General features: G+C 66.9%; 18 protein-coding genes and 1 pseudogene. 5 read left to right on the top strand and 14 right to left on the bottom strand.

Annotated elements, in window-relative coordinates; genetic code table 11:
• Positions 1–31: 31 nt before the first annotated feature.
• From cydB to U8L64_RS11145, 8 genes are all read right to left on the bottom strand, one after another.
• On the bottom strand, positions 32–1,174 hold the full coding sequence (cydB, locus tag U8L64_RS11110) for a cytochrome d ubiquinol oxidase subunit II (protein ID WP_333397287.1): 1,143 nt from the start codon (positions 1,172–1,174) through the stop codon (positions 32–34).
• A 10-nt stretch (positions 1,175–1,184) separates the two neighbouring features.
• Positions 1,185–2,768, bottom strand: coding sequence for a cytochrome ubiquinol oxidase subunit I (locus U8L64_RS11115; protein ID WP_043296008.1), 1,584 nt, complete (start codon positions 2,766–2,768; stop codon positions 1,185–1,187).
• A complete protein-coding gene (cydP, locus tag U8L64_RS11120) occupies positions 2,765–2,944 on the bottom strand; it encodes a cytochrome oxidase putative small subunit CydP (protein WP_138299437.1) in 180 nt (59 codons plus the stop codon). The genes U8L64_RS11115 and cydP overlap by 4 nt, the downstream gene beginning before the upstream one ends.
• A gap of 294 nt (positions 2,945–3,238) precedes the next feature.
• On the bottom strand, positions 3,239–3,793 hold the full coding sequence (locus U8L64_RS11125; protein ID WP_054093746.1) for a putative natural product biosynthesis protein: 555 nt from the start codon (positions 3,791–3,793) through the stop codon (positions 3,239–3,241).
• 106 nt (positions 3,794–3,899) lie between these two features.
• Positions 3,900–4,265, bottom strand: coding sequence for a DUF2946 domain-containing protein (locus U8L64_RS11130; RefSeq protein ID WP_333397295.1), 366 nt, complete (start codon positions 4,263–4,265; stop codon positions 3,900–3,902).
• A 58-nt stretch (positions 4,266–4,323) separates the two neighbouring features.
• A complete protein-coding gene (locus U8L64_RS11135) occupies positions 4,324–4,995 on the bottom strand; it encodes a DNA-3-methyladenine glycosylase I (RefSeq protein ID WP_333397297.1) in 672 nt (223 codons plus the stop codon).
• Between the two features lie 214 nt (positions 4,996–5,209).
• Entirely contained in the window at positions 5,210–6,301 is a 1,092-nt protein-coding gene (locus tag U8L64_RS11140) for a 3-deoxy-7-phosphoheptulonate synthase (RefSeq protein WP_234301994.1), read from the bottom strand.
• A gap of 266 nt (positions 6,302–6,567) precedes the next feature.
• Positions 6,568–6,696, bottom strand: coding sequence for a hypothetical protein (locus U8L64_RS11145; protein WP_256203191.1), 129 nt, complete (start codon positions 6,694–6,696; stop codon positions 6,568–6,570).
• A gap of 128 nt (positions 6,697–6,824) precedes the next feature.
• Here U8L64_RS11145 and U8L64_RS11150 point away from each other — a divergent pair, with 128 nt between their 5' ends.
• From U8L64_RS11150 to U8L64_RS11165, 4 genes are all read left to right on the top strand, one after another.
• Positions 6,825–7,379: a hypothetical protein gene (locus U8L64_RS11150; RefSeq protein ID WP_333397306.1), complete on the top strand. Its 555-nt coding sequence runs from the start codon at positions 6,825–6,827 to the stop codon at positions 7,377–7,379.
• A 170-nt stretch (positions 7,380–7,549) separates the two neighbouring features.
• Complete coding sequence (locus tag U8L64_RS11155) at positions 7,550–7,972, top strand: VOC family protein (protein WP_003286946.1); 423 nt, start codon at positions 7,550–7,552, stop codon at positions 7,970–7,972.
• Between the two features lie 116 nt (positions 7,973–8,088).
• Positions 8,089–9,054, top strand: a complete 966-nt coding sequence (locus U8L64_RS11160) for a ribonuclease Z (protein WP_333397311.1) — start codon at positions 8,089–8,091, stop codon at positions 9,052–9,054.
• 114 nt (positions 9,055–9,168) lie between these two features.
• Entirely contained in the window at positions 9,169–9,648 is a 480-nt protein-coding gene (locus U8L64_RS11165) for a VOC family protein (RefSeq protein ID WP_003286949.1), read from the top strand.
• Between the two features lie 17 nt (positions 9,649–9,665).
• Here U8L64_RS11165 and U8L64_RS11170 read toward each other — a convergent pair whose 3' ends face one another.
• Positions 9,666–10,055 (bottom strand): GFA family protein, encoded by a 390-nt coding sequence (locus U8L64_RS11170; protein ID WP_003286950.1) that lies wholly within the window; start codon positions 10,053–10,055, stop codon positions 9,666–9,668.
• A gap of 151 nt (positions 10,056–10,206) precedes the next feature.
• Between U8L64_RS11170 and U8L64_RS11175 the strand changes: the two genes are divergently transcribed.
• Positions 10,207–10,791 carry a nitroreductase family protein gene (locus U8L64_RS11175; RefSeq protein ID WP_333397317.1) on the top strand — a complete coding sequence of 195 codons (585 nt, stop codon included), beginning with the start codon at positions 10,207–10,209 and terminating at the stop codon, positions 10,789–10,791.
• A 16-nt stretch (positions 10,792–10,807) separates the two neighbouring features.
• On the opposite strand, the gene rarD is transcribed toward U8L64_RS11175, so the two are convergent.
• From rarD to U8L64_RS20375, 5 genes and pseudogenes are all read right to left on the bottom strand, one after another.
• Positions 10,808–11,710 (bottom strand): EamA family transporter RarD, encoded by a 903-nt coding sequence (gene rarD, locus U8L64_RS11180; RefSeq protein WP_333397320.1) that lies wholly within the window; start codon positions 11,708–11,710, stop codon positions 10,808–10,810.
• Positions 11,711–11,749: 39 nt separating this feature from the next.
• Positions 11,750–15,865 carry an ATP-dependent RNA helicase HrpA gene (gene hrpA / locus U8L64_RS11185; RefSeq protein WP_333397323.1) on the bottom strand — a complete coding sequence of 1,372 codons (4,116 nt, stop codon included), beginning with the start codon at positions 15,863–15,865 and terminating at the stop codon, positions 11,750–11,752.
• Between the two features lie 128 nt (positions 15,866–15,993).
• Positions 15,994–17,601: a M28 family metallopeptidase gene (locus tag U8L64_RS11190; RefSeq protein ID WP_333397325.1), complete on the bottom strand. Its 1,608-nt coding sequence runs from the start codon at positions 17,599–17,601 to the stop codon at positions 15,994–15,996.
• A 311-nt stretch (positions 17,602–17,912) separates the two neighbouring features.
• Positions 17,913–18,713 (bottom strand): methyl-accepting chemotaxis protein, encoded by an 801-nt coding sequence (locus tag U8L64_RS20370; protein WP_442965287.1) that lies wholly within the window; start codon positions 18,711–18,713, stop codon positions 17,913–17,915.
• Between the two features lie 57 nt (positions 18,714–18,770).
• Positions 18,771–19,607, bottom strand: a pseudogene (locus tag U8L64_RS20375) (cache domain-containing protein); the annotation flags it as partial.
• Between the last annotated feature and the right edge of the window lie 131 nt (positions 19,608–19,738).

The raw sequence follows: 19,738 nt of genomic DNA on the forward strand, positions 1-19,738 counted from the left end.
GAAGCGGGCGCGACGGCCCGCTCGCGCATGTTCAGTACAGGCCGTGAGGGTTCGCTTCGATCGTCTTCTGATTGATCCGGCCCCACATGCGGATATAGCTCCACAGCGTGTAGCAAAGGATCAGCGGCACGAAGATGCAGGCCACGACAAACATGATGCCCAGCGTCTTGCGGCTCGACACGGCGTCCCACATGGTCAGGCTCGATGCCGGATCCAGGCTCGACGGAAAGACGAAGGGAAACAGCGCGAAGCCCGCGGTGCAGATGGCTCCGACGATCATCAGGCTGGTGCCGAGGAAGCTCAGCCCGCCACTGTTGCGGCTCGCACCGAACAGCGCCAGCAGCGCACCGAGGATGCCCGCCAGCGGCGCGATCAGCGTGATCGGATAGCGACCGTAGTTGCCCAGCCAGCCGGCATTGTCCTGCGCCACCTGCTTGTGCAACAGCGGATTGAGCGCCGCGCCGGGATCGGTGACCGACACCTGAGTGAAGCCCTGGATGCCCAGCGCCAGCCACAGTCCGGCGGCGACGAAGCCGAGCAGGAACACCAGCGCACACCGGCGCGTCGCCTGGCGCGCACGCTCGCCCAGCGCGCCATCGGTGCGCAGCATCAGCCAGGCCCCGCCATGGGCGCAGAGCATGCTCAGACTGACGACGCCGCACAGCAGCGCGAAGGGGTTGAGCAGCGCGAAGAATGAACCGTGGTAGCTGGAGCGCATCAGCTCGTCGAGCTGGAACGGCAGGCCGAGGAACAGGTTGCCGAATGCCACACCGAACACCAGCGCCGGCACCGCGCCGCCGACGAACAGCGCCCAGTCCCAGGCACTGCGCCAGCGTGGATCCTCGACCTTGCTGCGGTAGTCGAAGCCCACCGGCCGACAGAACAGCGCGAACAGCACCAGCAACATCGCCCAGTACAGCCCGGAGAACGCCACCGCATAGACCATCGGCCAGGCCGCGAACAGTGCGCCGCCAGCGGTGATGAACCACACCTGATTGCCATCCCAGTGCGGGGCGATGGTGTTGATCGCCGCGCGCCGCTCGTGGTCGGTCTTGCCGACGAAGGGCATCAGCGCCATGGCGCCCATATCGAAGCCGTCGGTGAGCGCGAAGCCGATCAGCAGCACGCCGATCAGCACCCACCAGACCAGCTTGAGTACTTCGTAATCGAACATGGTGGTTTCCTCAGACGTGCGACGGGACGTGAGCCGCTGCGGCCGCGCCCCGCTCGAAGTGATAACGACCGGTGTGCAGGCTGCTCGGGCCGAGCCGTGCGAAGCGAATCATCAGGAACATCTCCACCACCAGCAGCAGGCTGTAGAAGGCCACCAGGGCGATCAGCGAACCCCAGATGTCACCGGCGGCCAGCGTCGAGGTGGACAGGTGTGTCGGCAGCACCTCGGCGATCGACCACGGCTGCCGGCCATGCTCGGCGACGTACCAGCCGGTCTGCGCGGCGATCCACGGCAGCGGCAGGCTGAACAGCGCGAATTTCAGCAGCCACGGCTTGCGCTCGGCATTGCGCTTGATCGAGGCCCAGCTCGCCAGGGCGAACAGCAGCAGCATCAGGAAGCCCGAGGCGACCATCACGCGGAACGTCCAGAACAGGCTGAACACGTCGGGAATGGTATCCAGCGCCGCCTGCCTGATCTGCTCGTCGCTGGCGTCCACCACGTCGGATGTGTACTTCTTCAGCAGCAGGCCATAGCCCAGATCGTCCTTGACCTCGTTGAAGGCGGCCTTGGCCTGCTCCGAGGTGTCGCCAGCGCGCAGCACCTGCAACCGCTCATAGGCGAGCATGCCGTTGCGGATGCGCAGCTCATGTTCGGCGATCAGATCCTTGATGCCCTTGACCTGCTCGTCCACCGAGCGGGTGGCGATCAGCCCCAGCACGTAGGGAATCTTCACCGCGTAGTCGGTGCGCTGCGCCTCCTGGTCCGGCAGACCGAACAGGGTGAAGCCGGCCGGCGCGGGATGGGTTTCCCACTCGGCCTCGATGGCGGCAAGCTTGGTCTTCTGCACATCGCCGATCTCGTAGCCGGACTCGTCGCCGAGGATGATCACCGAAATCGTCGAGGCCAGGCCGAACACCGCGGCGATGGCGAACGAACGGCGGGCGAAGCCGAGGTCACGCTTCTTCAGCAGATAGAAGGACGAGATCGCCAGTACGAAGATTGCCCCGGTGACGTAGCCGGCCGACACGGTGTGGACGAACTTGACCTGCGCCACCGGGTTGAACAGCAGCGCCCCGAAATCCACCAGCTCCATGCGCATGGTCTCGAAGTTGAACTCGGAGCCCACCGGATTCTGCATCCAGCCGTTGGCGATGAGAATCCACAGCGCCGACAGGTTCGAGCCCAGCGCCACCAGCCAGGTTACGGCCAGGTGCTGCACCTTGCTGAGGCGGTCCCAGCCGAAGAAGAACAGGCCGATGAAGGTGGATTCGAGGAAGAACGCCATCAGCCCTTCGATGGCCAGCGGCGCACCGAAGATGTCGCCGACGTAATGGCTGTAGTAGGCCCAGTTGGTACCGAACTGAAACTCCATGGTCAGCCCGGTGGTGACGCCCAGGGCGAAGTTGATGCCGAACAGCTTGCCCCAGAACTTCACCATGTCCTGGTAGACCTGCTTGCCGGTCATCACGTAGACCGACTCCATGATCGCCAGCAGGAACGCCAGCCCCAGGGTCAGTGGCACGAAGAGAAAGTGATACATCGCCGTCATGGCGAACTGCAGGCGTGACAGATCTACAACGCTTTCCGAGATCATCTCGGCCCTCCCTCGGGATTGGCATCCCGCGTATCAAGCAAATGCTCGGCGACCCGCGCCGAACCGTTCTCGGGAATGCTGGGAGCATCGAACCAGATGTTTTTTATGCTTATGAGGATCGCGACCTTGACCAGCAGCACCAGCACGATGTCTCGCGTGAGCGATGACTTGAACATGCGTTCCTCCCTGCTTATGCACCGACTGTCTCGATGACGGCGGGCAGCGGCACAGCCGCAAACCCAACGCGAGAGAGTCGGAAGAAGTGTCCCGCTCCGCCGGAGCCCTCACAACTGCGACGGCTTGCCTCAGCCCCCGGGTGTTGCGGCGCCTAGGCGCTTGCCGTCTCGCTTGTTCAGCGTAGCCCTTGGCGCATAACGCGCAGCGCTGCTGGCCGGCTCGGCGGGCGACGATTTCCCTGCGAGCCTCGGTTTCCGCATCGCACGGACGGCCCGCGCGGCAGACTGTCGCGCTCACGGCACCCGCAACCAGCGGCGAAAACCGTTGCCGGCGGTACTCGAAAGCGGGCTCCAGGCGAAATCCCAAGGCGGCGGCGGCAGTTCTTCCCGCTCGGCCGGCAGGAGGTGGGCGCTGCGTTGCACGCGCGGCTTCCAGTCGAACACCTTGTCGGCACTGCCCTGCCAGCCCAGCACGATGCCCAGCGCGGCGCTGTCATCGGTACCGGCCCAGCGCGCCGCCGCGGCCAGCATCATCGCCTCGATATCCTCAGCGCCGATCTGCGCGTGGTAGCGCGAGTTCAGCAGCCAGCGGCAGGCGCTCAGATGGAAGGTCCAGTTGAGCGCGAGCTGGCGCCGATAGGCCCAGGTCATGAAGTCCCGAAACAGCGTCAGGCCGTCCGGCGGGTCGAGCTTGAGCAGCCGCGGGCAGACGTCGAACAACGCGTGCCAGTACGGCAGCAGCTTGGCATCCAGGTGCACGAAGTTGCGTGCATTGCTGGGATAGTCCGGGAACGGCAGCCAGGGGGTGGCGCGGTTCTCGGTGCGGGTGAAGCGTTCCATCACGGTCATGCTGAATGGTCCTGAGCTGAGGTGCCGCCAGCTCGCGCCGGCAGAGGCCCGCCCCGCAGCGCACAGAAGGCTGCGGCCGGGCGGTTCGGTGGTCAGTCAGGAGGATTCAGGGCGCGCGGGGGTTGAGCGTGGGCCAGTGATGCCGTGGCCCGAGCCGCTCGGCGCGCCGCAGCGGAATACAGCGCGGCGTGCGCCGACCGGGCCAGATCAGCCCGAACAGCGCAACGAGCGCGACGAACAGCGAGCTGCACAGCGGGCAATCGAACGGCAGTGCCAGGGCAGCGACGGGATCGCCTGCAAGGTCGCCAGGCACGAAGTCACCATCGTCGCTGAGGCAGAACATCCCCTGCCCCATCGCCAGCTCGAAGCCGACGTGCGAGGCATGCTGCAGGCTGCAGGCGAAGCCGTTGAACAGCAGGCTGACCAGCAGCAGACAGCCGATCAACTGGCGGGAATTCTTGACGATGGTCATGTTTCGACTTTAGCACCGCAGCCCGCCGGCCCGGCTGCGCCAAACCGTCGCAACAGCCTCAGTGATTGACGGTGTACGCCAGCATTGCCGAGAGATGGCACAGCGGCCGGCCGCTTTCGGCCTGCCACTGGTTGAAGGCCGCCTGCATCGCGGCCTGGTCGCGCTGGCTGCTGGGTGCCTTGTCGATGACGCCCTGCGCCTTGAGCGCGGCCACCACATCGGTACTCGGCACGAAGGTGTCCTTGCCGGCCATGCGCAACAGACGCGGCGCGGAAACCCCGCCGAGCTGGCTGCCGTGCCGCGCCAGGTAGCGCCACAGACCGACGATGTTGCCGCCCGGCCAGTCGGCAAGCAGGTTGCCGAAACTGCCCTTCTCCTTCGCCACGTCGAGGACGAACTGGGCATTGCGCGGCACGCTCTTGAGCTTGCCCAGATGACGAATCAGCTGGGTGTTCTGCATCAACCGCTCGATGTGCTCGCCGCCCATCAGCACCACCTTGTGCGGATCGAAGCCGAAGAACGCCTGCTCGAAAGCGGGCCACTTGGCGTCCACCAGGCTGTGCTTGAGCCCCGCGCGGAAGATGCGCAGCGCGATCAGCGACAGGTAGCGGTCATCGGCTAGCGCACGTAACGCCTCGGCACTGCTCGGTTGCGGCAGGCGCGCTTCCAGCGCCGCCGCCGAACCGAAGCGGTTGAGGCAGTATTCGTGCAGCCATTTGTAGTCATGCATGGATGGGCCTTTCGGTTGCGCAAGCGACGGCAAAGGGTGCCGAGGATGGCGAGCGGCTGCAAGCTGGAGCATTCAGCTCCGGGGGGAACAATGCGTGGCGCGCTTGCCCGCCGACGTGGCATCCGCTGCGCCAGCGCGGTGGATGGCTGCGGCCATCCACCCTACGACCGATAGGCACTGCGTAGGGTGGAAAGCACGCGACGCCCGCCAGCCCTCAGCTGTGCAGCCGCCTGGCAGCCTCGCGCAACAGCTGCTCGGTACCGCTCCAGCCGAGGCAGCCATCGGTGATCGAGACACCGTAGCGCAGCTCGCCGGCAAGCGGCTGGCAGCCGTCGAACAGATGGCTTTCCAGCATCACCCCACGCAGGCTGGTATCGCCGGCCAGGCACTGGCTCAGCACGCTGTCGAGCACCGCCGGCTGACGCAGCGGATCTTTGCCGCTGTTGGCGTGGCTGCAGTCGACCAGAATGCGCGGCACGATGCCCTGCTTTTGCAGTGCGCGGCGAGCTGCGCCGACACTGTCCGCGTCGTAGTTGGGCGCACCGTGACCGCCGCGCAGCACCAGATGGGTGTCCGGATTGCCGCGCGTCTGCAGCAGCGCCGGATGACCGAGATCGTCGATGCCGAAGTGCTGATGCGGATGTTCCGCTGAACGCATGGCGTCACAGGCGATGCCCAGGCTGCCATCGGTGCCGTTCTTGAAGCCCACCGGCAGATCCAGACCGCTGACCAGCTCGCGGTGGATCTGCGACTCGCTGGTGCGCGCACCGATGGCGGCCCAGCCCAGCAGGTCGTCGAAGTAGCTGGCGGCCAGCGGTTGCAGCAGTTCGCTGGCGATCGGCAGGCCGCAGGCCAGGATGTCCAGCATCAGCCGGCGCGACAGCCGCAGGCCTTCGGCCATGTCGCCGCTACCATCCAGATGCGGATCGTAGACCAGCCCTTTCCAGCCGACCGTGGTGCGCGGCTTTTCCACGTAGGTGCGCATCACCAGCAGCAACTGGTCGTCGAGCTCGCGTGCCAGCTCGGCCAGGCGTTCGGCGTATTCCAGTGCCGCGACCGGATCGTGCAGCGAGCAGGGGCCGACCACCACCAGCAGGCGCGGGTCACGGCCATCGAGGACCGCGCGGATGGCGTTGCGATCGGTGTGGATACGGGCGGCGAGCGTATCGCTCAGCGGCAGGCGCTGGCGCAGTACGGCCGGACTGGGCAACGGCTGGGCGCTGCGACGGGGAGGGAGTGGATCGGCCGCGGATTTGCAAAGGGCGAGTGGCAGGGCGGCGTTCTGGGCAGTGGCGGATGCATTCATGATCGGGCGATTCCTTCTGCCGGCGCGGCAAGGCCGCGACGGCGCTAGTCGTGTGTTCGTTCGAGTGGTGTCAGGCAGGCGTCGAAGCGGCTAAATCGCCAGTCGTAGCGGTAATAACGATCGGTGCGGTAGTAAGTGGTCATGCTGCATTCCTCGTGACGTTGGGCCGTTGGCGGCCGGAAAAACAAAACCCCCGGTCGGGTGGCCGACCGGGGGTTCGAAAACTGTCTGGTGGCGACCCTGCTTGCTAGGGCGCCTGTGGGGTATCAGGCGCGCCCGTGGCTAAACCAGTACCCAAAGTAATAACCGGCAGCGACGACCAGCCGGGCACGCAGCACCGCGACGCGAGCGGCGGCGGTATGAGCGAGGGCGGAACGGTCGAGGCTGAACGGCATGCTGATCTCCAGAAGTGTCCGAACCATACTCCAGCGCCGCGGCAGGTTTCAACCTGCGTGTTGCGGTAGGCGAAACCGCGCGTGATCGGTATCTTCGCCACCTCCGTCACGCCAGGAACGCCCGTCACATGCTCCGTCCCGCCCTGCTCTACGCCTTCGCCCTGTATGCCGGCTGCGTTTCGGCGCAGGTGGAGGTCATGCCCGTGGAGCATCAGACCCAGGGCAAGATCCTCGTCGCGCGCGTCACCGAGCAGGTCGCTCCCGGCGACTATCAGGCGCTGCTGCGTGGTATCGCTGCACACCCCGGCAAGTACGCGCGCAAGCTGCTGATCCTCGACAACATCGGCGGCAGCACGCCCGAGGCGATGCGCATGGGCTACCTGCTGCGCGAAACCGGCTTCGACGCGCTGGTGCCGCCCGATGCGATCTGCCAGGGCAGTTGCATCTACCTGCTGGCCGCGGGCCGGCAGCGCACCGTGCGTGGCCACGTCGCGCTGCAGCGGCCCTATCTACCCAGCGGCGAATCGGCGCTGGCGGTCGGCCAGCTGCCGCGCCGCACGCCGCAGAACTACCTGCGCGACATGGGCGTCGACCCGCTGCTGGCGCTCGACATACAACTGCTCAACCCCGGGCAGCTGCGCATGCTCAAACCGCACGATCTGGCGCGCTACTGCCTCAAGTGATCCGTCGTCTCCAGCCGAAAACCCCGCCAGGCTGCCGCTGCGCAGGGCCAGCGTTCGACCGGTGATCGGAGCCGGCGGCAATCGCCGCAGGTCCGTCTAGGCTTTTTCCAGTCCCACGAACGAGCCCGCGCGAACCGGCTCCTCCGAACGATTGCGCCAAGGAGCGTGACATGAAACTTTCCACCTACCTCACCTTCGACGGTCAGGCCCGCGAAGCCTTCACCTTCTACCAGCAGGTGCTGGGCGGCACGCTGGAGATGATGACCTTCGCCCAGGCACCCGAAGCCGAGCACTTTCCCGCCGAGCATCGCGAACGGATCATGCACGTCTGTCTGACGCTCGATGACTACCGGCTGATGGCGTCCGACACCATGCCCGGCATGGACTGCGGCAGCGGCACGTACGAGGGCATCAAGGGCTGCTCGATCAGCCTGCATCCCGACAGCGTGGCCGAGGGCGAGCGCCTGTTCGCTGGGCTGTCTGCCGGCGGCCAGGTCGTCATGCCGATGGAAAAGACCTTCTGGGCCGAACGCTTCGGCATGTTCACCGATCGCTTCGGCGTGTCCTGGATGGTCAACTGCGAACACCCCTAAGGCCGACATGCCGGTGAGACTTGCGTCACCGGCGCAGGCGCATAGACTGCGCGTCGCGATGGCCCCTGTCCGTCGCCGGCCTCCGGCCGCCCCGTGAATCGAGGAGCGCACGCGCTGTGGATCTGGTCTTTCTCGGCACCTCCTCCGGCACGCCCACCCGGGCGCGCAACGTCACCGGCCTGGCCCTGCAGGAGGACGCCGGCAAGGCCTGGTACCTGATCGACTGCGGCGAAGGCACGCAGCACCGCCTGCTGCGCACGCCGCTGTCGCTGCACGACCTGCGCGCGATCTTCATCACCCATGTCCATGGCGACCATTGCTACGGCCTGCCCGGCCTGCTCGCCAGCGCCGGCATGATGGGCCGCCGGCATCCGCTGGAGATCATCGCCCCGGCGGGTATCGCCGACTGGCTGCAGGCGACGCTGCGCATGAGCCACGCCTGGCTGGGCTATGAGCTGGCCTTCCATGCCGTCGAAAGCCTCGGCGAGTGGCGCAGCCTGAACATGCGCGTCGCGGCAACCGCGCTGTCCCATCGCGTGCCCTGCTACGGCTACAGCTTCACCGAGGCACGCCCGGACCCGCGCTTGAACATCGAGCGGCTGGAGCGCGACGGCGTTCCGCGCGGCCCGCTCTGGGGGCAGCTGGCACGCGGCTTCGACCTCGAATATGAAGGTCGAACGCTGCGCAGTGAGGACTACCTGAGCTTCACCCGCGCGCCGCGGCGCGTCGTCATTGGCGGCGACAACGACCGTCCGCCGCTGCTTGCCGAGGCCTGCCGCGGCGCTCAGGTGCTGGTGCACGAAGCGACGTATAGCCAGACGCTGGTCGAAACCAGCGGCAATACCTTCGGCCACAGCAGCGCCGCTCAGGTAGCGGCCTTCGCGCAGCAGGCCGAGGTGCCGAACCTGGTGCTGACGCACTTCAGCGCGCGCTACCAGCCCGGCTCGCAGCGCGGACATTCCATCGAGGAGATCCGCCAGGAAGCGGCCACGGCGTATCACGGCCAGCTGTTTCTGGCGCGGGACTTCCTGCGGCTGCGCCTGGGCAAGGACGGCGTCCTGCACGAGGTGGAGCCGACCTGACCGGTACCGAATCCGGTGGCTCGTTCATCGGGTTCATGCTCGCCGTCGCACTCTGCGCTCGATGTCGGTCTAGGCTGTGGCGAGGCATCGATAACGCCTTCCCGGAGAACCCGCATGAGCAGCAAGAACCGGATCTGCCTGTGGTACGACGGCGCCGCGCTGGAGGCGGCGACCTTCTATGCCAGGACGTTTCCCGACAGCGCTGTCGGCACCGTCTATCGCGCGCCGGCGGACTATCCGGCGGGCAAACAGGGCGATGTGCTGACAGTCGAGTTCACGGTGATGGGCATTCCCTGCCTGGGCCTGAACGGCGGGCCGGCGTTCCCGCACAGCGAGGCGTTCTCGTTCCAGGTGGCCACCGACGACCAGGCCGAAACGGATCGCCTGTGGAACGCCATCGTCGGCAATGGCGGTCAGGAAAGCGAGTGCGGCTGGTGCAAGGACCGCTGGGGACTGTCGTGGCAGATCACACCGCGCGCGCTGACGGCCGCCATCGCCCATCCGGATGGCGCGGCGGCGCGGCGCGCATTCGAGGCGATGATGACGATGCGGAAGATCGACATCGCAGCCATCGAGGCCGCGCTGGCCGGTTGACCGACACGACCACCGCGCTATTCCTCTCGCCCGTTCCCGTCGCGATCACGTGTGTAGCGATGCGCGAGCGGGAACGTCGGCAGCCAGGCTTCGCGGCGCAGCGTCCAGCTTTCGTAGGTGGGCGTCAGCTGGTCGGGCGCATCCAGTGCGCCAAGGCTTACTTCGATCTCGTCCGCGCTGTGGGCGAACACCGACGAGCCGCAACGCGGGCAGAAGTGCCGCCCGGCGTACTCATGCGTCTCGCCCGTGATGCTCACCGCCGCCTGCGGAAAGATCGCCGCGGCGTAGAACAGGGCGCCGTGGTGCTTGCGGCAATCGAGACAATGGCACAGGCCGACCCGATAGGGCCGCCCGGAGGCCACGATGCGCACGCTGCCGCACAGGCAGCCGCCGGTGAATCGATCCATGCCGCGCTCCTGCAATCGAGTAGGTCAGCCATGAACGCTAGCACTCGCCGGGCGGATTGCGCGCCGAGCCGACCATCGCGAACCGCGCGGTGCTGGCAACGGACGGGTTTCGCCGGTTAAATCGGTTTTCCACCCTTCGCCAGGAGCATCCATGAGCAACGCACGCCAGGCCCAGCACCCCATCGCCTCGTCCTTCACCGCGCGCTGGTCGCCGCGCGCCTTCGACGGCCAGCCACTGAGCGAAGCGCGGATGCGCTCGCTGTTCGAGGCGGCCCGGTGGGCGCCCTCGGCCTACAACTTCCAGCCGTGGCGTTTCTGCTACGCGCTCGCCGGCACGCCGCACTTCGATGAATTCGTCGCCCTGCTGGTGCCGGCCAATCAGGCCTGGGCGCGGCATGCCGGTGCACTGGTGGCGGTGCTGTCGCAAAGCACCCGTACGGCTGCCGACGGCGCGGAACAGCCCTTCCCCAGCCATGCCTTCGATACCGGCGCGGCCTGGATGAGCCTCGCCATGCAGGCCTACGACATGGGGCTGGCCACCCACGCGATGGGCGGGTTCGATGCCGAACGCGCGCGACGCTATCTCCGGCTACCGGCGAATGTGGCGATTCACGCCTTCGTCGCCATCGGCCAGCGCGGCGACGCCAGCGCCCTGCCCGAGGCGCTGCAGGCCCGCGAGCAGGCCAGCGACCGCAACCCGCAGGCGGGCTGGGTGTTCGAGGGACCGATGGCCTGAGCGCGCAGCGTCGGGATCAGGCGGCGCGCTTGCTCATCTTGCGCAGCGCCCGCAGCCCTTCCAGCACCAACACCGCGATGGCCAGCCAGATCGCGCCGTAAGTCAGCCATTGCTGCGGCGCGATGCTTTCGCCGAGCAACAGCGACACCACCACCAGCAACACCGGCTCGACGTAGCTGAGCAGGCCGAACAGGGCAAGATTCAGGCGCTTGCCGGCGATGATCATCAGCGCCAGCGCCACCGCGCTGAGCGCACCTAGACCGAAGATCAGTACCAGCAGGCGCGGGCTCGCAGCCACCTGGCGCAGCGTCTCGCCATCGGCCAGGGCGAACGCGGCGGCGACCGGCAGGCTGATGACGAGGTCCAGCCACAGACCGCCGAGGTTGGCGGTACCGATCCAGCGGCGCAGGGCGAAGTAGCCGGGATAGCCGAGCGCGACCACTAGCACCGGCCAGGACAACGACGACGCCCGCAGCAGTTCGTTGCCGACGCCAACCGCCGCCAGCAGGCAGGCCAGCCGTTGCAGCCGGCTGATCGCCTCGCCGAACAGCAGTCGCCCGGTGAGCACCAGGGCCAGCGGCAGCAGGAAATAGCCGAGCGAAACATCCAGCCCATGACCGTTGATCGGCGCCCACATGAACAGCCACAGCTGCACGCCAACCAGCGCCGAGGACAGCGGCAAGCCCAGCCATAGCCGCGGCTCGGCGGGCAGCCGCGCCAGAATCGCACGCACCTCGCTCAGGCGCCCGAAACCGAGCAGCAGCAACGCCAGACACGGCGCGGTCAGCAGGATGCGCCAGCCATACACCTGCTGGCCATCCAGCGGCTGCAGCAACGTGGTGTAGTAGTAGAGCGTGGCGAACAATGCCGATGCACCGAGCGAACTGAGCACGCCGGGCAGGCTGTTGTGAGTGTGCATGAGCCTCCCGGCATCTGCGTGGAACGGTCGCCCCGGCGATCAGGGCTCGACCTGGCTCCACTGCTTGTTTAGGCGCTTGTCCGATACCGGCATCCGGGTTCCCAATTGCTGGGCCCACAGCGAGACGCGGTACTCCTCCAGCATCCAGCGGTACTGGCTCAGCTGCGGGTCGCGCTTGCCCTCCTGCTGGTGCTTGTGCAGCCGCGCCTGGTACTGCTCCCAGTAGCCGCCCAGCTCGCCGGACCAGACGCGATCACGCTGCAGCTGCGCGCCGATCTTCTCGAAGCGTTGCTCGATGGCCTTGAGATAGCGCGGGTATTCCTTCAGCCACTCGGCCGGCGTTTCGCGGACGAAGCCCGGATAGACCAGGTTGCCCAGCTGCGCCTTGATGTCGTTGAGCGCCACCGCCTGGGCCAGATCGATCTTGCCCTTGAAGCGCTTCTGCAGGCCGTGCCAGTGCTTGAGGATTTCCAGCGTCAGGCGCGCCAGCCGTTCGGCGTGCGCGGTCCAGTCGCCGCGCTTGCGCTCGGCCAGCGACGCCAGTGCGGCGCCGTCACGCGGTAGCTGGGCTTCGCCGTCGAGGATGCAACTGTCCAGGCTGGCCAGCAGGATGTCCTCGACCAGTGCATCGACCTTGCCCATGTCACGGTAGAGCAGGCCCAGCTCAGTAAGGCCCGGCAACTTGTTGCGCAGGTACTTGGCGGGTTCCGCCAGCTGCTGCAGCAACAGGCGCTGCAGGGCGCGGCGGTGCTGCCAGTCGGCCTCGACCTGGGTCGGGAAGCGCGCCTCCTTCACCACCCCGGCCTCCTCGACCAGCGCCGGGTAGACCGTCATCGACAAGCCCGCCATCTTCGCCTGGGCCTTTTCCGCGACCTGGGCAAAACCCTTGGCCTCGACCGGCTTCTGCTCGGCCTTCTGCTGCGGCGGCGCCAGCGCGGACTGGCTGGCCTCGGCGAAGCGCGCGGTCAGCTCGGCCAGGTCACGCCCTTCACCGAGGAACTTGCCGCGCGCGTCGACCACTTCGATGTTCATCTTCAGGTGGTTTTCCAACCCGGCGGCCGCCTCGGCCCAGGCTTCGTCCGCCACGCGGGCGCCGGTCATGCGCGTCAGTTCGCGGCCCAGCGCCTCGGGCAGCGCGCCGTCGCCGAAGGCGATCTTGGAAAGCGCCGCGCCGACGAAGTCCGGCACCGGCACGAAGTTCTTGCGGATCGCCTTCGGCAGGCCGCGCACCAGCGCGACCGCCTTGGCCTCGATCAGCCCCGGCACCAGCCAGTCGAGCCGCTCGCGCCGCAGTTGCGGCAGCAGCGGCGCCGGCACGCGCAGGGTCACGCCGTCGCGCGGGTGGTTGGGCTCGAAGTGGTATTCCAGCGGCAACTGCAGCTCGCCGATGCGCAGGTGGTCCGGGTACTGCGCGGCAGTGACCTCGCTGGCCTCGCGGGCGAGCACGTCCTCCTCGCGCATGATCAGGAGCTGCGGGTTCTTCTGGCTCTCGCGCTTGTACCAGTTCTCGAAGCTGGCGGTCTGGTAGATGTCCGCTGGCAGGCGCGCATCGTAGTAGCCGAACAGGGTTTCCTCGTCGGCGAGGATGTCGCGACGCCGCGCCTTGGCCTCCAGCTCGTCCATGCGTTCGAGCAGTTCGCGGTTGGCTGTCAGCGCGCGGGCACGGCTGTTGATCTCGCCACGCACCAGGCCTTCGCGGATGAACAGCTCGCGCGCCGCCGGAGGGTCGATGGGCCCATAGTGCACCGGGCGGCGGCCAACCACGATCAGCCCGTAGAGCGTCACCTGTTCGTAGGCCACCACCTGGCCGCGCTTCTTCTCCCAGTGCGGCTCGAAGTGGTTCTTCTTGATCAGGTGGCCGGCCAGCGGCTCGATCCAGTCCGGTTCGATCTTGGCCACCATGCGCGCGAACAGCTTGGTGGTTTCCACCAGTTCGGCGGCCATCACCCACTGCGGCTTCTTGCGGCCGATGCTGCTTCCCGGATGTATCCAGAAGCGCCGCTGGCGCGCGCCGAGATAATCGCCGTCCTCGGTCTTGTGACCGATCTGGCTGAGCAGGCCGGCGAGGATCGCCTGGTGCACGGCGGCGTAGCTCTTGGCCTTCTGCGCGGCCTCGCTGGCTTCGTGCTGCTGGCGGACGATGGCGTTGACCTTGGTGTCCTTGGTGGGCGCGGGTTGGGAGGCGGAATCGGCCGGACGCGTGGAAGAGGCTGCGCCGTCTTCCACCCTACGATGCTTGCCGACGTGGCCGTCCGGGGCATCGGTTTTGCCCTTGGCGTAGGGTGGATGGCCGGAGCCATCCACCGCCTTACCCGCGCCGAGCTTGAGCTCGCGAGCGATCAGCAGCAATTGCCGGTGCGCATCGCGCCACTCGCGCAGACGCAGGTAGTTGAGGAAGTGCTTGCGGCACCAGCTGCGCAGCGCGTTGGCGCCCAGCGCCTGGCGCTGCTCCTCGAAGCCGCGCCAGAGGTTGATCAGCGCGGCGAAGTCCGAATCCGGGTCCTTCCATTGTGCGTGGGCCTGATCCGCCGCCTGCTGGCGGTCGGCCGGGCGCTCGCGCACGTCCTGCACCGAGAGTGCGCTGGCGACGATCAGCACTTCGCTCAGGCTGCCAAGCCGCGCGGCCTCCAGCAGCATGCGGCCAAGGCGCGGATCGATGGGCAGGCGCGCCAGCTGGCGGCCCAACGGCGTCAGCTGGTTCTCGCGGTTGACCGCCGAGAGCTCCTGCAGCAGGTTGAAGCCGTCGCTGATGGCCTTGCCGTCCGGCGGCTCGATGAAGGGGAAATCCTGAATATCGCCGAGGCGCAGGTGCAGCATCTGCAGGATCACCGCGGCGAGGTTGGTGCGCAGGATTTCCGGATCGGTGAATTCCGGGCGGGAGAGAAAATCCTCCTCGCTGTACAGGCGGATGCAGATGCCCGGCTCGACCCGGCCGCAGCGGCCCTTGCGCTGATTGGCACTGGCCTGCGACACCGCCTCGATGGGCAGGCGCTGAACCTTGGCACGGTAGCTGTAGCGGCTGATGCGCGCGGTGCCCGAGTCGATCACGTAGCGGATGCCCGGTACGGTCAGCGAGGTTTCCGCGACGTTGGTGGCCAGCACGATCTTGCGGCCGGCTGCCGGACGGAAGATCTTCTGCTGCTCGGCCGGCGTCAGGCGCGCATACAGCGGCAGCACCTCGGTCAGGCGCAGGTTGGCCTTGCGCAGCATCTCGGCGGCATCGCGAATCTCGCGCTCACCGGGGAGGAACACCAGCACGTCGCCCGGGCGCTGGCCGACGCTTTTCTCGTGAGCGGCGATCTCGTCCAACGCGGCGAGGATGCCCTGATCGACGGTCAGATCGTCCTCGACCCGGTTGCCGTCCTCGTCGGTCTCGGCGGCCAGCGGGCGGTACCAGGTTTCCACCGGGTAGGTACGCCCGGAAACCTCGATGATGGGTGCACCGTCGAAATGCTCGGAAAAGCGCTGCAGGTCGATGGTCGCCGAAGTGATGATCACCTTCAGGTCCGGCCGGCGCGGCAGCAGCGTTTTCAGGAAGCCGAGCAGGAAATCGATGTTCAGCGAGCGCTCGTGGGCCTCGTCGACGATGATCGTGTCGTACTTTTCCAGGAAGCGGTCGTGCTGGGTCTCGGCCAGCAGGATGCCGTCGGTCATCAGCTTGATCAGCGTGCGCTCGGTGCTCTGATCCTCGAAGCGCACCTGATAGCCCACCAGTTCGCCCAGCGGCGCGCCCAGCTCCTCCGCCACCCGCGTCGCCACGCTGCGCGCGGCCAGCCGGCGCGGCTGGGTATGGCCGATCAGCCCATTCACGCCACGGCCGATCTCCAGGCAGATCTTCGGCAACTGGGTGGTCTTGCCCGAACCGGTTTCACCGGCGATCACCAGCACCTGGTGCTTTTCCAGCGCGGCCTTGATCTCGTCGCGCTTGGCGGCAATCGGCAGGGCATCGTCGTAGCGGATCGCCGGTACGCTCTGCCGACGCGCCTCGACCTTGGCCAGCGAGGCCTGGAAGCGCTCCAGCCACTGGGCGAACTTGCCTTCATCGGGCTTCTTGCGCAGCTCGTGCAGCTGCCGGCGCAAGCGATGGCGGTCGGCGCTGAAGGTCTGGTCGAGGTTGTTGAACAGGGTATTGAAGGCGGGCGTTGCGTCGGTCATGGACAGCCGTGGGGCAATTCGTGAAGGGCGCGATTGTCGCAGATTTCGCACGGTGCCGAACGACGAGCCGACAGCCCTTCAATCGCACCGCGCCGGCGAACCGGCGCGGTGGTCAGACGCTCAGACGATCAGCGCAGCCAGAGACCCCAGCGGGATTTCTCCTGCACCTTCTGCGCACGCAGGGTGGTGGCGCCCTGCGCGGCGCTGGCGGCGGCAATCTCGTCATCGATGGCCTTGGTCGACAGCGATAGCCAGCTGGTGGCGAAGGCCAGCGCATCGCCGTGCAGCTCGAGGGCTTCGCTGGAGATGTTGGCGAGATTGTCGCACTCGTTGTGGTAGCACGGGTCGAACGCCTGTCCTGCCGCACCGCCATAGCGCTGCGCCTGGGCCTCGCTCTTCACGTCCTCGGCGCCGGTGAACAGCCCGCCAAAGGCGATGCCATCCTCGAAGAACTGCGCATAGTCGGAACGGAAGTCGATTTCCGTGCCTTCGGAAGGCTGGTTGCGCAGATCGAAGTACGCACGCAGCAGCCGCTCGATGGCTGCCGAGCCGGGCGGGCCCTGCAGGCCGAAGTCCGAACCGTCGCCGTCATAGATGAAGTTGGCGAAGTTCGGCGAGCCGATCATGTCGGCGTTGAGGTAGGCCTTGATGCGCCGCTTTTCCTCGTCCGGCAACTGCGTGACGTAATGGGTCGAACCGACCAGACCGGACTCCTCCGCGCCCCACCAGGCGAAGCGCACCTTGTTCAACGGATGGGCCTTGCTCATCAGCAGCGCCATCTCCAGCAATGCAGCGCTGCCGGAACCGTTGTCGTTGATGCCGGGGCCTTCGGCCACCGAGTCCAGGTGCGCGCCGACCATCACCACGTTGTCCGGATTGCCGCGACGCGTCTCGGCCAGGACGTTGTAGGTTTCGGTCTGCTCGCGGATCACGTCGACCGTCATGCTCAATTGCAAGCCGGCGGTCTGCGCCCAGGCCGCACCGTTGTCGTAGGTGGCGAACAGCACCGGAATGCCGCCAGCGTAATCCGCACCGAGGGTGGCGCCCATCAGGCCCTTGCGGTCCTCGGTATCGCCCTGGTTGAAGATCACCACGCCGGATGCTCCCGCCGCGGCGGCCAACGTGGCCTTCTGGCCGAACGCGCAGGTGCCGCGCTGGATCAAGGCAATGGCGCCAGCGGGGAAGCCGGCGAAGTCTTCTGCCTCGCAACCGCTGGTGGAGGTGTTGCCGGCACCGAGCGCGACGTCCACCGCTACCACCTGGGCGGTGACGGTGCCGGGATCGCTCTGCTCCAGGTAGGTGAAGTCCTCTTCCCAGACGTAGTTCTGCTGCTGCGGCGCCAGCGCATTGAGCACGCCGGGGCCGGTCGGGTAGAAGGCGAGGAAGGGAAAGGCCTGTACTCGCACCCGGTAGCCGGCGCGCTCCAGCTTGCTGCGCACGTAATCCACCGAGGCTTGGTAGCCCGGCAGGCCGGAAGCGCGGTTGCCGTCGTTGAGGCTGGCGATGTCCTGCAGGCTTTGCAGGTGCTTGAGTACGTTGCCGGCCTGCAGACAGCGCGGCAGACCGAGCGGTGTGCCGACCATCAACGGCGAGCGGCAGACCGAGGCATCCGGTTTGCCGGGACTCCAGAAATCATCGAAACGTTGGGTCTCCACCGGTGGTGCGGCGAAAGCCGCGCCGGTAAAGGCCATTGCGAGAGAAGCGACTACCCGTAGTGCGTTGTTGTTCTTGTGCATGGGTGACTCATCCTTGCGACGTGATTGATGGGCAGGCCGCTTAAGGCTTACACCACCACTCCCCGGTATCGGGGACGCGGCCATAGGGAGCTAGACCCGGGGGCTCGCCGCGGCGTTCTTGCGGGGGCGCCAGGCGGTCATGCCGTCGGTCGGGTCAGCGGAACTCCGCGGCAACGCGACGGCGCGGCGTACGGGCGCGCACAGCTCACGCACCGGCCTGGTTGGCTGGAAGTGACGGCGGGGAGGTTTTCGGGAGGGAGTCGCAGGCAAGCCAAACGCAACGGCGGCATTGCGCCGCCGTTGCGTCACGATCAGACGCGGAACTGGCCGACCAGTTTCTGCAGGCGCTCGGCCACACCGCCGAGATCACGCGAGGTCTGCGCGCCTTGCGCGGCGTCGCTCGCCACGGTGTCCACCGCATCGGCGATGTGATGCACGCTGCGGTTGATCTCTTCGGCCACGGCGGTCTGTTCTTCGGCTGCCGCGGCGATCTGCGCATTCATCGAGTTAATGGTGCCAATCAACGCCGCGATGGCATCCAGCGATTCGCCGGCCTGGTTCGCCTGCTGCTGAGTGCTGTCGCCCTTCTCGCCGGCGCGCAGCATGGCGGTCACGGTGTGGCTGGTGGCGCTTTGCAGGCGATCGATCATGCCCTGGATCTCACCGGTGCTCTGCTGCGTGCGGCTGGCCAGCGCGCGCACCTCATCGGCGACCACGGCGAAGCCACGCCCGGCCTCGCCCGCCCGCGCCGCCTCGATGGCCGCGTTGAGCGCCAGTAGGTTGGTCTGCTCGGCGATGGCACGGATCACGTCGAGCACGCCGACGATGCCTTTCACATCCTGCTGCAGCCCTTCGAGCGACTCGCCGCTGCCGCGCAGCTCGACCACCAGCTCATGAATCTGGCGGATGCTCTGGTCGACCACCTGCTTGGCCGCCTGGCCCTGCTGGTCGGTTTCCTGCGCCGCTTCGGCGGCACGTTGCGCGCTCATGGCCACTTCATGGGCGGCGGCGGACATCTCGTTGATTGCGGTGGCGACCTGGTCGGTTTCGTGACGCTGGCTGGCCATGGCCTGCTCGGAACGCTGCGCCTGGCTGGCCACCGCGCCCACCATGCCGGTCAGCTCGGTGGTGGTACCGGCGACCTGGCGTACCAGCAGATGGATCTTCTCGACGAAGCGGTTGAAGGCGCCGGCCAGTTCGCCGAGCTCGTCCTTGCTGGTCACCGGCAGGCGATGGGTGAGATCGCCCTCGCCCTGCGCCATGTCGTCCAGACGGGCTTTTATCAGCAGCAGCGGCCGCAGTACGGCGTTGCTCATGAACACGGCGAGAATCGCCATCAGTACCAGCAGCGCCGCGGCCGAGCCGAGCATGATGGTCACCAGCACGTCGATGCGCTGCTGAAACTCGGCGCGCGCCTCTTCGACGTCGCGCTCGACGCCGTCGAGGTTGAGCGAGGTGCCGAATGCCAGCTTCCACTTCGGCAGGTACTCGGCATAGCCGACCTTGGGCACCAGGGTGCTGCTGGCGGCCAGCCCGAAGCTGTAATCGACGTAATGGCTGCCGTTCTGCGCCGCCGCTACCAGCTCACGGATGGCATAGACGCCATTCGGGTCGCGGAAGTCGTAGAAGCTCTGGCCGATCTTGTCGCGGGTGTTGCCCTGCAGAACGCGCACGGACTTGTCGTCGTAGCCCCAGAAATAGCCGTCCTTGCCGTACGACAGGCGCTCGAGGATCGCCACCGCCTGGTCGCGCGCCTGCATGTCGCCGTCGGCCGAGGCGTCGTAGATCGGCGCCAGCGCATTGCGCGCGAGCTGCACGTAGTTCTGCAGTTCGGCACGGCGGTCGCTGATCAGGCTCTGTCGGGTGTGCTCCTCCTGCTGCTCGGCGAGGTTGCGCAGCTCGTACACGGCGATGCCGCTGAGCATGATCGTCAGGAGCAGGATCGGCCCGAGGGCCAGTAGCAGGAGTTTCGCGCGAAGTCGAAGATTCGAAAGCATGGCATCCATCTCTAAAGTACTAGCGACCACCGACCAAAAGGTGATGGCACTTAGGTATTGCAAGAGCTTGTCGGCTTAATCCTCGGGTTACTTTACCCCTGCGACGAAAAAAACCTTTCAGCGTGAAGGGTCTCTCAGAA

The organism is Pseudomonas sp. FIP_A4, assembly GCF_036701605.1.
Taxonomy (GTDB): Bacteria; Pseudomonadota; Gammaproteobacteria; order Pseudomonadales; family Pseudomonadaceae; genus Stutzerimonas; species Stutzerimonas phenolilytica.

Coding starts and splice junctions, on each gene's coding strand:
- U8L64_RS11130 (WP_333397295.1), bottom strand. CDS start 4,265: ATGACCATCGTCAAGAATTCCCGCCAGTTGATCGGCTGTCTGCTGCTG.
- cydP (WP_138299437.1), bottom strand. CDS start 2,944: ATGTTCAAGTCATCGCTCACGCGAGACATCGTGCTGGTGCTGCTGGTC.
- U8L64_RS11150 (WP_333397306.1), top strand. CDS start 6,825: ATGCTCCGTCCCGCCCTGCTCTACGCCTTCGCCCTGTATGCCGGCTGC.
- U8L64_RS11140 (WP_234301994.1), bottom strand. CDS start 6,301: ATGAATGCATCCGCCACTGCCCAGAACGCCGCCCTGCCACTCGCCCTT.
- U8L64_RS11175 (WP_333397317.1), top strand. CDS start 10,207: ATGAGCAACGCACGCCAGGCCCAGCACCCCATCGCCTCGTCCTTCACC.
- U8L64_RS20370 (WP_442965287.1), bottom strand. CDS start 18,713: ATGGTGGGCGCGGTGGCCAGCCAGGCGCAGCGTTCCGAGCAGGCCATG.
- U8L64_RS11190 (WP_333397325.1), bottom strand. CDS start 17,601: ATGCACAAGAACAACAACGCACTACGGGTAGTCGCTTCTCTCGCAATG.
- U8L64_RS11145 (WP_256203191.1), bottom strand. CDS start 6,696: ATGCCGTTCAGCCTCGACCGTTCCGCCCTCGCTCATACCGCCGCCGCT.
- hrpA (WP_333397323.1), bottom strand. CDS start 15,865: ATGACCGACGCAACGCCCGCCTTCAATACCCTGTTCAACAACCTCGAC.
- U8L64_RS11155 (WP_003286946.1), top strand. CDS start 7,550: ATGAAACTTTCCACCTACCTCACCTTCGACGGTCAGGCCCGCGAAGCC.
- cydB (WP_333397287.1), bottom strand. CDS start 1,174: ATGTTCGATTACGAAGTACTCAAGCTGGTCTGGTGGGTGCTGATCGGC.
- U8L64_RS11125 (WP_054093746.1), bottom strand. CDS start 3,793: ATGACCGTGATGGAACGCTTCACCCGCACCGAGAACCGCGCCACCCCC.
- rarD (WP_333397320.1), bottom strand. CDS start 11,710: ATGCACACTCACAACAGCCTGCCCGGCGTGCTCAGTTCGCTCGGTGCA.
- U8L64_RS11165 (WP_003286949.1), top strand. CDS start 9,169: ATGAGCAGCAAGAACCGGATCTGCCTGTGGTACGACGGCGCCGCGCTG.
- U8L64_RS11115 (WP_043296008.1), bottom strand. CDS start 2,768: ATGATCTCGGAAAGCGTTGTAGATCTGTCACGCCTGCAGTTCGCCATG.
- U8L64_RS11170 (WP_003286950.1), bottom strand. CDS start 10,055: ATGGATCGATTCACCGGCGGCTGCCTGTGCGGCAGCGTGCGCATCGTG.
- U8L64_RS11135 (WP_333397297.1), bottom strand. CDS start 4,995: ATGCATGACTACAAATGGCTGCACGAATACTGCCTCAACCGCTTCGGT.